The following is a 14,907-nucleotide window of genomic DNA, read 5'->3' as shown; positions in this document are numbered from 1 at the left end:
TCATTTTCAGTAAAACTGTGATTCTTGTATACTTGTAAAATCTTTAGTAATTGGCATGATGTTCACTTCTTTACCTCTCCGTTATGTTCGTATTGTATAAAATGATAATACCTGAGATTATAATGTTGTAACTAGAGCCCAAAGTAGTCTGGGAAGCCTGTAAATTTTGCTGATCTAGGCTCTAGTCTTATCTAGTTAACAGGTAAGCAGTAGCTTCTTAACCTATTTTTCAGCTACATTTTTTATCTTTATAAGTTCTGACACTGTTACAAATACATAGCCTTGTTTTTGAAGCTCCTCAACAATTTTTTCTAAGGCTTCAACAGTTTGACTTCTATTTCCTCCACCATCATGAAATAAAATTATATTGCCTGGCTCTACACCATTTAATACTTTTTTTTCTATACGTTGCACTCCTGGATTTTTCCAATCCTCTGTATCTTGATGCCAAGACCACATCACCACTTGGTACCCTTTTTTTGCAACTCTTTGAATCATTTGATCGGTGTATTGCCCTTCTACTGGACGAAAAAGTTCTGGACGATAACCCGTAATACCAAAAATTAAATCATCAGTTTGTTTTAACTCTACTTCTAATTTGGATAGTGTTGTTTTTCTATGATGAGTATAGGTGTGATTTGCTATCTCATGTCCTTCATTGTATTGTCGTAAAATTAAATCTGGATTTTTTTCGGCATATTCTCCAACAATAAAAAATGTAGCCTTTGCGTTATGTTTCGCTAAAATATCTAGTATCTCTGCTGTATATTTTGGATGAGGTCCGTCGTCAAATGTAAGAGCCACGACTTTTTCTTTTGTATCAATCTCCCACACTATTTCTCCAGTATTTTCATAGTGGAATCTGTCTTTAACTGCTGAAACTTTTGAGTTAGAAGCAAGAACGAACATTATTCCAAAAACAATTAAACATAGTACAAAAGTGTATCTCTTTATCATGACATCTTATCATTCCAATCGTTTAATATTATCTACATTTATTTACTTTTTACTTTACGAAAAATATTATACCTTCCCCAAAAATTTTAGTTATTAAAATATCCATTAATCTAATTATACGTTTTACGTTTTGTCCCTTTTTAATTCAGACCATTTTTTTGCCGCATTAAAAACAGTTATAATTTCTTATACACTTATTTTGGTCGAACTACGAATTGAAACTTTGCTGTATATAAAGCTTAAACTTCCCAGACAAATGTATAAATCTTAATACTCCGCACATCCTAGACCTGTATGAAAAAATATGAATCATCAGGGAGTGTAATTATGGGAATACTTAGTGGAAATCCAAAAGATGAACCATTACATTATGGTGAAGTATTTGGAATTTGGACCAATATAGCTACTAATAATGGCTTAATTGGTGCTTATCAAACTTTTATTAATCACACAGGTGATAAGGAATTAGAAAAAATCATTGAAGAATCAATTCAAGTTATGAAAGATGAAAATAAGCAACTAGAAGTAATATTAAAAATAAATGGTATTGCGCTACCTCCTGCACTTCCTGAACGCCCGGTTGCAAGATTAGAGGATATTCCCCCTGGTGCTAGATTTAGCGATCCAGAAATCAGTGCAGCACTTTCAATGGATGTCTCTGCTGGTTTAGTAGCATGCAGTCAAGCAATGGGCATGTGCATTAGAGAAGATATTGCTTTAATGTATGGTCAGTTCCATTTGAGCAAAGCCCAATTAGGAGCAAAACTATTGCGATTAAACAAAGATAAAGGTTGGCTAGTACCTCCTCCATTACATTTAAACTCACCAGATAAAGAATAATAATTCGCTGGGCAATCTATTTTTGATTGCTCCTTTTTTTGAATCAATGAGTTGTTGTACTAAGCATTTTCACATTTCATGTATTAACTCCAACTGTACATCACTTAAACGCTTTTCAGCTAACTTTATATCTCTAGATTAAGTTCAATACCAAGGAAATTACCTCCATTTTTAGAGATACAAATCCTATGGTCCCCGAACCGAAGAATGGATCAAAGTAGCTATATTACCCTTAGAATTCATATACCTTAACTCAACTAGTTAATTAAGTACCATGCATTTCATTAAATTTATACGCATACTCGTCCCTACTTTTTCTACCTATCATAAGAACGCTAGTTTGATTTTTTAACTAATATTTAATATTAACTTTTGGACAAATAAAAAAATACTCCCCCTAGATAAACAGATTTTATTTATTAATCTGTCTACCTTATGGGGAGCATATCAAATTAAGAGAAGATCGCTTTTTTAGAAGGGAAGTTTCTAAATAGGAAGCATCTATCATTTCACTAACTATTTTCTTAAAGTCGTTAGGTACAGCGGACAAAATTTACCCGATGACAAAATAGTATGTTATCTTGGCAAAACTTTCCCTCTTAATCTCGAACCTATTACTTTTAATACATAAAACTTGCTCCTACAATAATTAGTAAGATAAACAACACTACAACCAATACAAAGCTAGAGCCACTTTGACCATTTCCACCGTATTCAGACATCATTCCCCCTCCTTTCCTATTACTTTATATACATTATGCAGAGATAATAAGATGGCAAAGGCAATTTATCTTGTGTTGATGAATTTTATTTTTATCGTTCTGTGGTAAATCTTTACTAAGATTCTTTCAAATAAAAAAAGCCCCTTTTGAATTGAAGGGCTTGTAATCACTTATTTAAATCATCGTGTACTCGTTTTAATACAGTGGCCAGTTGTTCTCTAGTAATTGGATCTTTAGGGTTTTCACCATTAAGGTATCCCTTTTCCTTAGCCCACTTCCAAGCAGCAGCATGAGTTTCCGATACTGTTTGTTTAGGTTGCACCACCTCTGTTACCTCCTCTTTTTCTTTATAAGCCACTCCAAAGTATTTACAAATACCTTGAACATGCTCTCTAGCAACTTCTTTTTGAAAGTTGATGTCTAACATAAGTCTTGCTTCACGAGGGTTGTCCATAAACCCGTTTTCAGAAAGGATTGCAGGCATTTTCGTTTCTCTGAGTACATGTAAGTTCTGCTCTTTGATTCCTCGCCATTTTTGAGTGGTGCCTTGTATTAAAAATTCTGTTACACATTCAGCAAGCTTTTTACTTGTAATTGATCCAGGATAAACAAATACGGAATGTCCCTCAACTGCCCCCCACACATTCCCCATTGCATCAAAATGTATGGAAATATAAGCATCTGCACCTTTTGAGTTTGCTAAGTTTGTTCTAGCATCCAAAGAAGTGTCTGCATCAGTTGGAGCAACAAGCAAGGTCTTAAAACCAATTTGTATAAGATGTTCATCCATATATTTTACTACTGCCCTATTAAACTCATTTTCTTTAATTTCTCGTCCCAATTCTGTAACTATGGGAGTACGTTTCCCTGCGGTGTCTATTCCATGACCATCATCTAAAGCTATTAAAAAATTTGTTGCTATTGCCATAATCTCACCTCATTTCTTAGTTTAATACTTGTTTACTATCAGATAATCTTTATGTTGTAGGATCCATCACAACTCCACCAGCGAGTAAACCTAACTTAAATGCATCCACATAGTTATTGTATTCAGCCAAATCTATTAGACCTGAGTTATAATGATTAAACCAAATACAGCCACCAAAATGGATAGCTTAAGAGATATACTTTCCAATTGATCTTCATTATGTGTTTTCTTATTTAGATCTGTTTCTTTTTTGTATTTCGCTTTGTAATATCTCATTTTCTTTATGTAATGTGAGTCTATACTAAATAGCCATTTCAGGATATCGCTCTACACTTATTCTTTTCCGCTTGGAGCTTTATGAAGTTTTTCTATAGCATTATAAAGAATTGGTCGAATAGGCAAACCGTTTTGTGCCGTGACAAGATACACGGATATAAAAAGAACGCCCGGGTGGACGTTCTTCTGATGATCACTTATTTGTTTTTAATATAGTCCATGCCTTGCGCTGTTATTGCTAAAACTAGGTTATCTGACCCATTTCCGCTATCTATGGCATATTCCTTTTCGATAAGGTATTCAATAGCTTGTTTACTATTGACGTCAGCATTTACCATTGCTTTAGGTAATGTATAACTTCCGCCATTATTAGCAAAATGATAATCGTACAGACTTTGTAACAAAATATCTGATAGTTTATTTACTTCTTCGTTAATCATGAATAATCCCTCCTTAACAATCAATATACAACACAAGAGGAAAAAATTCTCTATTTTCGCTTTCGACACATAATGTTCTTTTATCATGGTCTCTGTTGGTTCACTATCTAACCAATATTCTACAAAAGGAAAAGATACTCCTATATAAGTTTATGCGAATAACCAGCCTATTAAAATACTAGCCACAATTCTTATCGATAGTGCAAGCGAAAGAAATATTGAAAAGTGACTTCTCAACATTAATAATCCACTACTAGCGGTTCCATGAGCTCCTTCTGCAAGGATTAAAGTACTTATAGTTAATGCTTTTGTGATCGCCCTAGCCTATGCTATTTAAAACAAAAGTTATGGCTATAGCGACACCACTCGGCCTATAACGAAATTCTGGATCTTTAGTTAATCATCAGATATCCCATTCAATTGAATAAATTATAGTAAAATGGTTAATGCTTCAAAAAAAGAAGAAGGTGAACGCTATTACTAAATTTGAAGTAACGTTGAATAATTTTTATTTTGAAACGCTTAATGACTTAGTTAGACAATTCAACGAACTTGTTCCTGAGCATGCTTCTTATAAATATTCGCCACAAGACGTATTGGAATTACTAATCCTTAAGGAATATGTAAACGGTGAAATAAAATCTATAAGGCCTTAAAAAGGGTCTTTTTTTATTGTCACATTGTTTTTTTCGAAATGCATCTCTACTAACTAAATTATCTTCTTTTCCATTATAATATAATATGTCAGGTATATTTAAATCAGAAAGGAAGATTAGATGTCCAAAACCTTAAATGTCTACATACGACCGCTTGTCCTATCAGATGCTACCGAATTACTAAATTTAGAAAAGAGAAATAGAGTGTTTTTTGAAAACTATTCTATAACTCATCCAGAAAATTACTGGACTTTAGAAACTCAAAAAGAATTAATTGGAAAATGGGAACAAAATACAAAACAAGAGTTAGAATATCGATTTGGAATTTTTAATATCAATGGGGACGTTCTTATAGGCACTATCGGCTTATTTCAAGTTTTCCGTGGACCTCGTCAAAGTGCGCTTTTAGGCTATTCCTTAGACCAAGAACAAAATGGCAAAGGTTATACTACCGAAGCTACTAATCTGGTTGTTAATTATGCCTTTGAAGTTCTAAACTTGCATCGAATTGAAGCAGGAGTGATGCCAGATAACATAGGTTCCATTCGAGTTTTAGAAAAAGTTGGCTTTCACAAAGAAGGAATAGCAAGAAAAAATGTTAAAATTAATGGACGTTGGGAAGACCATCAAATGTTAGCTATATTAAATCCAAATCATTAACTTTAGTTTGTTAATTCTTAGCAATGCTATGCTTAATTCCCCCACTCAAATGTGATAATTATGAGTGGTTTTCTTTATTATTTCTTGTAAAGGTTTATGAAAAAGATAATCAAATAATTTCTTATTCTGAAAAAGAGCGCCCGCAATGGACGCTCCTAGAAAATTTATTTAATTAATTTGCACAGTGAAGAGTTTTACAATATCTCTAAATATTTAATTTTGTTATTCACGTATACATCAGATATGAAACTCTATCATTGCACGTTCAACATTTGTAGCTACCTTTATTCCGCTGAAATCAACTCCAAGACCAATCATAGTTTGTGCAACTTCAGGTCGTACACCAGTTAGAATCGTCTCAACACCTAATAGCTTGAGTGCATCTATTAGTTTAAAAATCTGATCTGCTACCATTGTATCAACAATATATACACCTGATATATCAATAATCAGTTTTTCTAGATTTAATCTTAAAGCTGTATTCGTTGTCTCCTCCATCAAGATTCTTGCTCTTTCAGTATCTAAGTTTCCGATTAGTGGCAAAATTGCATATCCTTTTTTTAGAGGAACTACGGGAACTGATAACTCTATTAGAGCTTCTTTAGCCTTAGTCATATTTTGTTCGAAGTTTTTTATATAGGCCAAACTAAATGCATAAGCCGCATGGTCCATTAACGGATCAATTATCGATCCAATCGTAAAAATAGTTTCCATGGATATATTATTTGACATGACCTCATCTTTAATCGCTCTCCAAATATATGATCGATAATACCTAGTATCCTTTAACGCTTCTTCAAGTGAAGCACCAGTCTTATAAATCATTTCGCCAGTTTCCATACCCCATTTTGAAATAATTTCAAATGATTCTTCTTCTCCCAATCGGTTCTTAAGGATTTCACCGAAAATTCCAATAAAATTAGCCCGAATATTAATAATTTCTTGTTCAAAAGGAGCAACTTGTTCTCTTTCTAAATCTGTGTATTCAACTAGTCTGCTATCATTTACATCTTTTGCTATAAGGAATTTATTTGCAATAATTCTTTCCCCTAAGAACACAATTTCATTTTCCATTAATTTACCCCCTGTATTCACTCTCTCTATAATAACTATACTATATAAAGTTCTGCAAAAGAGGATGGGATTCCCTCAAATCTGTAAAACTATACTCATTTAGTCAATTCCTTATAAGCCAAAACTTTTAAAGCGAGCATTTCTTCTTCCGTCAAATTGCTTTCTAGCTTATTAAAAATTTCCTGTTTTTCTTCTGCAGTCATTCCATTTTGTGCTTTTGATTGGATTTCTCGGATTTCACCAATGCCAAACTTTGTAATAAGGGCTCTTGTGGCTTCTTCTTTTGTTTGGAAAGGAAGCTTGCTACTATCTACATCCTTACCTTCTGCTATAAACTCCTGAAGTTCAGGATCATTTTCAATTTCCTCTTTTATCGTTTCCAGCTGCCCGCTATCCTGAAGCTCTACAGAAACCTTTTCCATCACTTGATCGGCAACTAGCTTTGGCCCAAAATAATAAGCTGCTACTACGATAATACCTAAAAAAATTACAATGCCAAAAAGTACTTTGATAAACTTCAACGGTATTCCTCCCAGATCATGTTACTACATATCATACTACAATCACCATAATAAAAAACCTTTTACATATCTAGCGCATTTACACGCTTTAAAGTAAAAGGTTTTTTTAAGAAGTTATTAGGAAGCGATCCATTCGACCTGATTGAGAAATTCGTATACATCCTCACATACTTTGTCTTTCTCTTTTCCGACGGTAATAATATGGCCAGATTCTTTATACCAAATAATTTCTTTTTCATCCGTTTCCACTTGCTCATGAATGTAGGAAGCACTTTCCTTATAGATATCATCATCTAACGATCCCTGAAGGACTAAAGTGGGTGATTGGATGAATGCTAATCCATTACTAGTCATTTCTGTTATTTCCTGAACTCCGTCTAAGGATTCTCTGTTTGTATTCTTTAATGTCTCTAGTTCCTCTATTATTTCTTCTTTTAATTTGCCTTCAAATGATTTATAGATTTTAGCATAATTATATAATCGATCAAATAACCCATCCGCGCTGTTTCGCTTTATAGGTGCACACATCGATACAACAGCTTTCACTGGGAATTCTTCTGCTACTTTAAGGGAGAAAACTCCTCCTAATGATATTCCAGCTACTGCAATTTCTTCATATCCTAAGTTTTTTAAATGATTATACCCATCCACTACATCTTGCCACCACTCTACCGGACTTGTTAATAACAATTCTTCAGGTGTAACTCCGTGGCCTCTATACATAGGAGCATGACAAGTATAGCCCTTTTTTTGTAAATATTGTCCTAATCTTTTTACATCCTTTGTGCTCCCAGTAAATCCATGAAGCAATAATACTGCTCTTTTCCCACCTACTAATGTAAAAGATTTAGGTGCTACAACTTTCATTTGAATATCCCCTTTATTTCGTTAAAGTATTAATCTGTTGAATTAATAGTAGCATTGACTATTTATAATGTATAATTTATTATTCTTATTAAAATGATACCTTTTATGCATGCATAAAGAGAAAGGGAAATGATTCAATGGAGTGGCAACGATTAGAATACTTTCAAACACTTGCAAAAATTCAACATATGACGAAAGCCGCAGAAATACTAGCTATTTCTCAGCCAGCATTAAGTAGATCTATCGCAAGTTTAGAGCAAGAAATTGGGATTCCATTATTTGATCGCCAAGGTCGCTCTATCATTTTGAATAAATACGGGCAGCTGTTTTTAAAGAGGGTCCATATCATTATGAAAGAAATGGAGGATGGTTTAGAGGAAATTCAGCATTTTATAAACCCAGAACATGGAGAAGTTTCTCTTGGTTTTTTACATACATTAGGTACAAGTACTGTTCCTAATATTATCCGTGCATTTCATAAAAAGCATCCACATATCACCTTTCAGTTCCAGCAAAATCATACACATACTCAGTTGAAAGAACTAAAACAAGGGAGCTTAGATTTATGTTTGCTTGCGTCCATGGAAAACGAAAATCCGATTGAATGGACGGAACTTTGGCGAGATGAATTATTTGTGATAGTACAGGCAGACCACCCGCTTGCAACGCGTAAGAGCATTCAACTAAAAGAAATAGCTAAGGAATCATTCATAGGTTTAAAAAAAGGCTATGCACTTAGAAAAACGACAGATGAAATCTTCGAGAATGAGGGGTTAAAACCTATTATTTCCTTTGAAGGAGATGAAGTAGCAACTGTTGCAGGTTTTATCGCTGCTGGATTGGGTTATTCCATTTTGCCGTATGGAGGAGAAATGGATAGGATGACTAAATTGAGAATTGAAGACGCAAGATATGAACGTGTAATTGGTGTGGCTGTTGTAAAAGATCGCTATCTATCTCCAGCTGCAAAGTTATTTCATCGATTTGTTTTGGATTATTTTTTGACAAGGTAGTATTTTTAATCAGTAGTAAATTTATTAATTACTAAATACACAATGAAATCGCTCTACACCAGGATACTTTTCACCCAGACTCGTTATCGTAAATCCGATGGAAGCATAGAAGTCAACTGCATCTATATCCGTTTCTGCAAAAATAGAATCTATTTGAAATTTCTTGAGAATAAAATAAATCATATTACTACCAATTTGTCGCTTTCTACTATTTGGATTAACAGCAATATGCTTAATCTCACATATACTCGGAGAAACAAACTCTATTCCAATACACCCAACAATATCATTTTCAATAATCATCCCATACAACATTCTATTTGGTGCTGATAAGTAATAATGATACTCTATTTTCACCTTCTCTTTGGATGTGGCAAAGCATAATAGTTCCTCCATTTGAGGATGTATCGTTTTTGAGTCAATTAATTCCATTTGTTCTTCCTCCAATTTCTGATAAAAACAAGGAGATGCATCTTGCAAACCGCAATAGCGATAGCTACATCCTGTGTACTATATATGTAGAATGTGACAGCGCATATCCATGTGAAAAATCGCTTTTCTAAAAGAGAGATTAATTACTAGTAAGTCGGTTACTTGCTTTGGTATGTCATTTACTTACGTTCCTAGGGAAGTTATTTGCACCCCTCTATAGTAACTTGCTCTCCATATTTATTTACTTGCTCAAGATACTGATTTACTTACGAAATGGTGGATTTATCCATTAGCGGAACGATAAATGTCTGATGTATGATTTATAAAGTGATGATCTTTCCTATATAGCGAACATCTGTATAAGAAAAACCGAGCAAAAAAACGCACGGTCCTTATAGTTTAAAACCTGTTTCTAACGTTTTCGAGGTGCTCTGGACAGACTTATTGCTTTAGTATTACCGAATGTTTTTTTTGAGCAGCTGGTCGTGACTAACGTCACGACCAGCATCTCTTTTCTCGGTAATCTTATAGCTTTTGTCTGTCCCTCGCCCTTCTACAACTTTTATAAACAGGTTAATACATTTTTGGTTAACTAGAGAAAAGCTACTAACTATTCATAGAGTAAGCTCACGAAGATACAATTTCGTTCGCTATTTCGCTTCTTTATTTGGCAAACACTTACTATTTCTCTATACTTCCACTAGTACAAAAGAAATCCGCTTTCTTCCCCTATCATTGGATGATTGCATTTCTAATTCAAAATCCATTACAAATAATTTGACCAATCTTATCAGCTAAGAGATAAGCTATACTAAATCTCATAATCGGGTACTAACACTAATTGATTGAAGTGAAAGGTGGCGACTCCGGCGGGATGAGTGAGACAGATGAGATATCACATCGACGCGTTAGCGACGGTGATAGCTCATCGCTCACCCCGCGGAAAGCGTCCACCTGAAACGGAAATCATAGTATTATTCATTATTAAAAACGCCAAAAATCCAGTGTTCATGGGATATTTTTATAAATTTTCTTAATCTTTAAGAAAAACCGGGCAAGAAGAATGCCCAGTCCTTTAAGTTCAAAACCTGTTTCTATCGTTTTCGAAGGGCTTTTGGCAGACGCTTTGCTATTTTATTAACGAGTATTTTTTAAAGAGGCTGGTTGTGACTGACGTCACAACCAGTCTCTCCTTTTTCGGTAATTTTAGGACATTTATCCCACATTAACGGGCAGTAGATAACTGCCCGTAAAAACCCGAATGGTTCAACTAACAATCAGTGGAAAAAAAGCCCCACTGATTGAAGTTTCACTTTTTCTGTCCGTCACCCTTCTACAACTTTTAAAAACAGGTTAATGCGGTTTTGGACAACTAGAGATAAGATAATTTCGTTCGCTATTTCGCTTCTTTATTTAGTAACTACTTACTATTTTTCTTTATTTTCACTAGTAAAAAAAGGAAATCTACTTGCTTCATTCTTCATTACAAAATAGTGTCCTTTATTCAACAGACGGTTTTATCACTATATTAACTTTGACTGCTATTATTATCTAAGCGATAAGCTATGCCAAATCTCATAGTAGAGTACTACACGGCATATTCATTCTTTCAAGTTCCACAAACCCAATATCCATAGGACATTTTTATATAATAATCTTTAATATATCAGCTTGCTTTTTAAATCAAAACACAAAAAAGTTGTTCCTAATAGCGAACAACTTTCTTGTGTATACCATTCTATTTTCTCGCTTCACTCATTTGTTTCCAAACGGATCCTTTAGCTTCTTCTCCACCTTCAATACGAGCAATAGCCATTAGCACTTGGAGTTTCACTTCGTACTCTTTATCATCCCTTGCGTCCTTAAGTGCAGGGAGTGCTTCTGTATCGCCTACTTCGTAAAAATACATAGCTGCTCTCCAGCGAACTAATTTATTTTTATCGAATAGAGCAATCTTCATTGCATCGACAAATTGTTCAAAACCTAGGTCACTCATCGCATCGCCGGCTGTTCTTCTAACTGCTGAACTTTTGTCTTTTAGAGCCATTTCTAAATAAGGAACAACTGCCTCGTCTTCTATTAATCCAAGGTAAACTGTAGCCAATCGTCTAATAGAGACTTGTTCATCTCTTACTGCTCTTTCTAGTATAGGCAGATCCTCTATTTCTGGATTGATCAAGTTATTTAGCAACTGAAAACGCTGCTCCCATTCACTGACCTCAAACTGCTCTAATGTAAATGGTGCTCTTATAGGTTTTTTATCTTCTTCGTTTATATCTTTATCTTCAATTAACTGCTGAAGCCTACTTTCTGGAAAAGTTGCTTCTAGTTCTTTTACTAACTGTTCTCCTATTTCCTTTTGATCCCCATAACGGACCCCATAATCTACCCATTTACGTAATAAAAGATAGTTTTCTTTATCGCCTTCCATCGCTTCATCCAATGCCTTAATAAAGCGGGAAGATAATCCATATCTCGATTCAGATTCACTATCGAATACCTTTACTTGGAGAGGGATTCCTTTATACTGCTGAACATGTACGTATACTTCTCCGTAATGTTCTAATGGTTTTTCTACTTCATTTGCTTCCTCATTTTCAGCTCCGAAAACATTTTCCACACTGGCTAATATCGTCTCCCACGTGAACTTCGCAATACGCTCAATAGCAAGGAAGTCTGCCACATGGTAAACTCCTTTAACTCCTTCAATTGCAAAGATAGCTTGAATTTCCTTTGGAGCATCAGCTATATTATCTTTTTTATAGTTATGACTTTTGCCAAAAGGAAGCTCTTGATCAATTACAACTTTCATCGTATTTGGACTTGGTGTAGGCTCAATTGTTACTATTTTCATGCGTACATACCTCCTGTAAGTAAAGTTAAGAAGATGCTATTTCTTCCAAATAGGACCATCTTTCGATTAGTTGCTCATACTTAGCGTTAGCTTCTGCTAACTCGTCCGTTATGTCTTGCAATAAGGTAAAATCAGAACCAGCAGTTTGCATTTTACCTTCTAGCTGTTCTATTTTTTGTTCAGTTTGCTCAATTTCTTGTCCAATAGTTTCCCATTCTCTTTGTTCTTTATAGGAAAATTTTTTCTTTTCTTTTGTGACTTTTTCAGATATTTCCACTTTAAGTGGTTCTACTATTTCCTTTGGGTTATCTTTTGGTGCATCCAACATATCTGAATACACCCCAAGCCATTCAGTTACCGTTCCATCACCATTTAATAGCCATAACTTTTTGGCAATGCGGTCTAAGAAGAAACGGTCATGGGAAATGGTAATAATAACACCCGGGAAAGATTCCATGAAATCTTCCAGTACGGATAATGTTTGGATATCTAAATCATTTGTTGGCTCATCTAGGAATAATACATTTGGTTGTTCCATCAACATTTTCAAAAGTACTAGACGTTTCTTTTCCCCACCGGAAAGTTTTCCTATTTGCGTACCATGTGTGTTTAACGGGAATAAGAATCGCTCCAGCATTTGAGCTGCAGAGAACTTTTCTCCAGAGCCAGTTTCTATTAAATCAGATGATTCACGAACATATTCAATCATTCTTGTTTGTGGATTCAATTCTGGTAACTGCTGAGTAAAATGCATTAGCTTAACTGTGGAGCCTTTAATAATTTCACCAGCATCCATCGTAACTTCCCCAGCCAGCATTTTAAGAAGCGTACTTTTCCCTACTCCATTCGGCCCTACAATACCAATACGATCTCCCGCTTGTAGTAAGAACGAAAAATCATCCACAATATTTTTAGTATCAAATCGTTTAGAAATACCTTTTCCTTCTAATACTTGTTTTCCAAGTCTAGTTGTAACCATTTCCAACTCTAAATTTAGGGTTGAATTATCTCGGTCAATACTTGCATCTATTTCTTCGAATCGATCTTTTCTTGCTTTTTGTTTTGTAGACCTTGCCTTTGCCCCTCTGCGAATCCATTTTAGTTCATTGCGATATAAATTTTGGAGTTTTTGCTGAGAAGCAGCATTCATCTCTTCACGTAAAGCTTTTGACTCTAAATAATCTGCATAATTACCTGTATGCGTATATAATGTTTTATCTGCAAGCTCATAAATATGTGTTGCAACTGTATCTAAAAAGTATCGATCATGTGTTACAAAAATGATAGAACCTTCTACTCTTTGTAGCATTTCCTGTAACCAATCAGTTGACTCTTTATCTAAATGGTTTGTTGGCTCATCCAACAATAAAAGATCCGCTGGTTCTATTAACACTTTTGCAAGCGCAACTCTTTTTTGCTGACCTCCAGATAAATGAAGGATAGATTCTTCAAATTGAGTTATACCCAATTTAGTTAAAGCAGTCTTAGCCAATGAATTGACATCCCAAGCTTGTAAATCATCCATTTTCTGTTGCAGGTCCATCAATTTGTTTTGCAGTTCGGTTGAATCCGAATTTTCCATTAACGCCACTAAAGCCTCTTCGTATTCTCTATTAATCTTTAATATAGGAGAATCTCCTCCAAATACGGTTTGAATAACTGTTTCATCCTTTTCAAAAGTAGGCTGCTGCTCTAAATAAGCAATGCGATATTTGTTCGGATGATCTCGATCAATAGAATCTGCTTCTAATTCACCTGCAATAATAGATAGAAAAGTCGATTTCCCTGTTCCATTTATACCTATCAAACCTGCTCTATTTTGGTTATTAATAGTAAAGGAAATATTTTCGAATAAAGTTTTTTCACCAACTGTTTTTGTTAAATTAGAAATGATTAAATGACTCATATTTGTTCACCTGTTTCTTTACGTAAGTTTTCTAGAAATAGTTCCATGAAGGCATGTCGTTCAATCGCAAGTTCTTTCCCTTTTTTTGTTTGCATTCCTTCAGATAGCTTTAATAATTTTTCATAAAAATGTGTAACAGAGGCTGTTTTTTTCGTACGATATTCTTCTACTGACATATTTTCTCTTGGAGTTTCAGAAGCATCATATAGTTGTCTTCCTTTTGCACCGCCAAAAGCAAATGTTCGGGCAATACCTACTGCACCAATTGCGTCTAATCTATCCGCATCTCGAACAATTTTCGCTTCTAGCGTCTCCGCTTCTAGTTCATGACCCCCATTGAATGATATAGCTTTAATCACATGTTTAACTTGAGCTATTTTTTCTTCCGATAAGTTTAGCTGTTTAATAATTCTTTCTTCCTCTTGCTTTTCTGCTGCAGAATATTTTGGATCACTCACATCATGAAGTAAAACAGCAAGCTCAATAATCTCTATATCTGCAGAAGGTTCTGTATCTGCAATCTCAAAAGCATTTTTACGTACTCTCTCTATATGTTGAAAGTCATGACTAGCATCAAAATGCATGTACACGTCTTTGACTAAATTCTCACATTGCTCAATAGGATTCATCTCTAAATTCTCCTCAGGTTTGTTTCATCCTCTCTATTATATACAATAAAGCTCTTTGACTGTAATATTTGCATTTATTTTAATGGACTCGAACCATATTCACCAACTTTTACATATAGTAAATTTAAATTT

14 protein-coding genes are annotated in these 14,907 nt (G+C 34.5%); 3 read left to right on the top strand and 11 right to left on the bottom strand.

What is annotated here, in order from left to right; translation table 11 throughout:
* Positions 1-222 precede the first annotated feature (222 nt).
* Positions 223-957 carry a polysaccharide deacetylase family protein gene (locus ACN6MX_RS07800; protein WP_419962054.1) on the bottom strand — a complete coding sequence of 245 codons (735 nt, stop codon included), beginning with the start codon at positions 955-957 and terminating at the stop codon, positions 223-225.
* A 327-nt stretch (positions 958-1,284) separates the two neighbouring features.
* Here ACN6MX_RS07800 and ACN6MX_RS07795 point away from each other — a divergent pair, with 327 nt between their 5' ends.
* Positions 1,285-1,797 (top strand): DUF3231 family protein, encoded by a 513-nt coding sequence (locus ACN6MX_RS07795; RefSeq protein WP_419962053.1) that lies wholly within the window; start codon positions 1,285-1,287, stop codon positions 1,795-1,797.
* Between the two features lie 620 nt (positions 1,798-2,417).
* On the opposite strand, the gene ACN6MX_RS07790 is transcribed toward ACN6MX_RS07795, so the two are convergent.
* The 3 genes from ACN6MX_RS07790 to ACN6MX_RS07780 all read right to left on the bottom strand — a co-directional run bounded on the left by ACN6MX_RS07790 (position 2,418) and on the right by ACN6MX_RS07780 (position 4,163).
* Positions 2,418-2,522, bottom strand: coding sequence for a YjcZ family sporulation protein (locus ACN6MX_RS07790; protein WP_419962052.1), 105 nt, complete (start codon positions 2,520-2,522; stop codon positions 2,418-2,420).
* Positions 2,523-2,685: 163 nt separating this feature from the next.
* Positions 2,686-3,447 carry an N-acetylmuramoyl-L-alanine amidase family protein gene (locus tag ACN6MX_RS07785; protein ID WP_419962051.1) on the bottom strand — a complete coding sequence of 254 codons (762 nt, stop codon included), beginning with the start codon at positions 3,445-3,447 and terminating at the stop codon, positions 2,686-2,688.
* A gap of 473 nt (positions 3,448-3,920) precedes the next feature.
* Positions 3,921-4,163, bottom strand: coding sequence for a hypothetical protein (locus ACN6MX_RS07780; RefSeq protein WP_419962050.1), 243 nt, complete (start codon positions 4,161-4,163; stop codon positions 3,921-3,923).
* Positions 4,164-4,939: 776 nt separating this feature from the next.
* Here ACN6MX_RS07780 and ACN6MX_RS07775 point away from each other — a divergent pair.
* Positions 4,940-5,479: a GNAT family N-acetyltransferase gene (locus ACN6MX_RS07775; RefSeq protein WP_419962049.1), complete on the top strand. Its 540-nt coding sequence runs from the start codon at positions 4,940-4,942 to the stop codon at positions 5,477-5,479.
* A gap of 237 nt (positions 5,480-5,716) precedes the next feature.
* On the opposite strand, the gene ACN6MX_RS07770 is transcribed toward ACN6MX_RS07775, so the two are convergent.
* The 3 genes from ACN6MX_RS07770 to ACN6MX_RS07760 all read right to left on the bottom strand — a co-directional run bounded on the left by ACN6MX_RS07770 (position 5,717) and on the right by ACN6MX_RS07760 (position 7,941).
* Positions 5,717-6,553 (bottom strand): STAS domain-containing protein, encoded by an 837-nt coding sequence (locus tag ACN6MX_RS07770; protein ID WP_419962048.1) that lies wholly within the window; start codon positions 6,551-6,553, stop codon positions 5,717-5,719.
* A 95-nt stretch (positions 6,554-6,648) separates the two neighbouring features.
* Positions 6,649-7,074 (bottom strand): hypothetical protein, encoded by a 426-nt coding sequence (locus tag ACN6MX_RS07765; protein WP_419962047.1) that lies wholly within the window; start codon positions 7,072-7,074, stop codon positions 6,649-6,651.
* 117 nt (positions 7,075-7,191) lie between these two features.
* Positions 7,192-7,941, bottom strand: a complete 750-nt coding sequence (locus ACN6MX_RS07760) for an alpha/beta hydrolase (protein ID WP_419962046.1) — start codon at positions 7,939-7,941, stop codon at positions 7,192-7,194.
* 137 nt (positions 7,942-8,078) lie between these two features.
* On the opposite strand from ACN6MX_RS07760, the gene ACN6MX_RS07755 reads away from it, so the two are divergent.
* Positions 8,079-8,954 (top strand): LysR family transcriptional regulator, encoded by an 876-nt coding sequence (locus tag ACN6MX_RS07755; RefSeq protein WP_419962045.1) that lies wholly within the window; start codon positions 8,079-8,081, stop codon positions 8,952-8,954.
* Between the two features lie 24 nt (positions 8,955-8,978).
* On the opposite strand, the gene ACN6MX_RS07750 is transcribed toward ACN6MX_RS07755, so the two are convergent.
* The 4 genes from ACN6MX_RS07750 to ACN6MX_RS07735 all read right to left on the bottom strand — a co-directional run bounded on the left by ACN6MX_RS07750 (position 8,979) and on the right by ACN6MX_RS07735 (position 14,775).
* Positions 8,979-9,386, bottom strand: a complete 408-nt coding sequence (locus ACN6MX_RS07750) for a GNAT family N-acetyltransferase (RefSeq protein WP_419962044.1) — start codon at positions 9,384-9,386, stop codon at positions 8,979-8,981.
* Positions 9,387-11,124: 1,738 nt separating this feature from the next.
* On the bottom strand, positions 11,125-12,240 hold the full coding sequence (locus tag ACN6MX_RS07745) for a conserved virulence factor C family protein (protein WP_419962043.1): 1,116 nt from the start codon (positions 12,238-12,240) through the stop codon (positions 11,125-11,127).
* A gap of 25 nt (positions 12,241-12,265) precedes the next feature.
* A complete protein-coding gene (locus ACN6MX_RS07740; protein WP_419962042.1) occupies positions 12,266-14,146 on the bottom strand; it encodes an ABC-F family ATP-binding cassette domain-containing protein in 1,881 nt (626 codons plus the stop codon).
* A complete protein-coding gene (locus ACN6MX_RS07735; RefSeq protein WP_419962041.1) occupies positions 14,143-14,775 on the bottom strand; it encodes an HD domain-containing protein in 633 nt (210 codons plus the stop codon). The genes ACN6MX_RS07740 and ACN6MX_RS07735 overlap by 4 nt, the downstream gene beginning before the upstream one ends.
* Positions 14,776-14,907: the final 132 nt, after the last annotated feature.

This window comes from Psychrobacillus sp. BM2, assembly GCF_048572895.1.
Classification (GTDB): Bacteria; Bacillota; Bacilli; order Bacillales_A; family Planococcaceae; genus Psychrobacillus.
The sequence above is the reverse complement of the archived record's forward strand: the minus strand, read 5'-3'. Positions and strand labels throughout refer to the sequence as shown.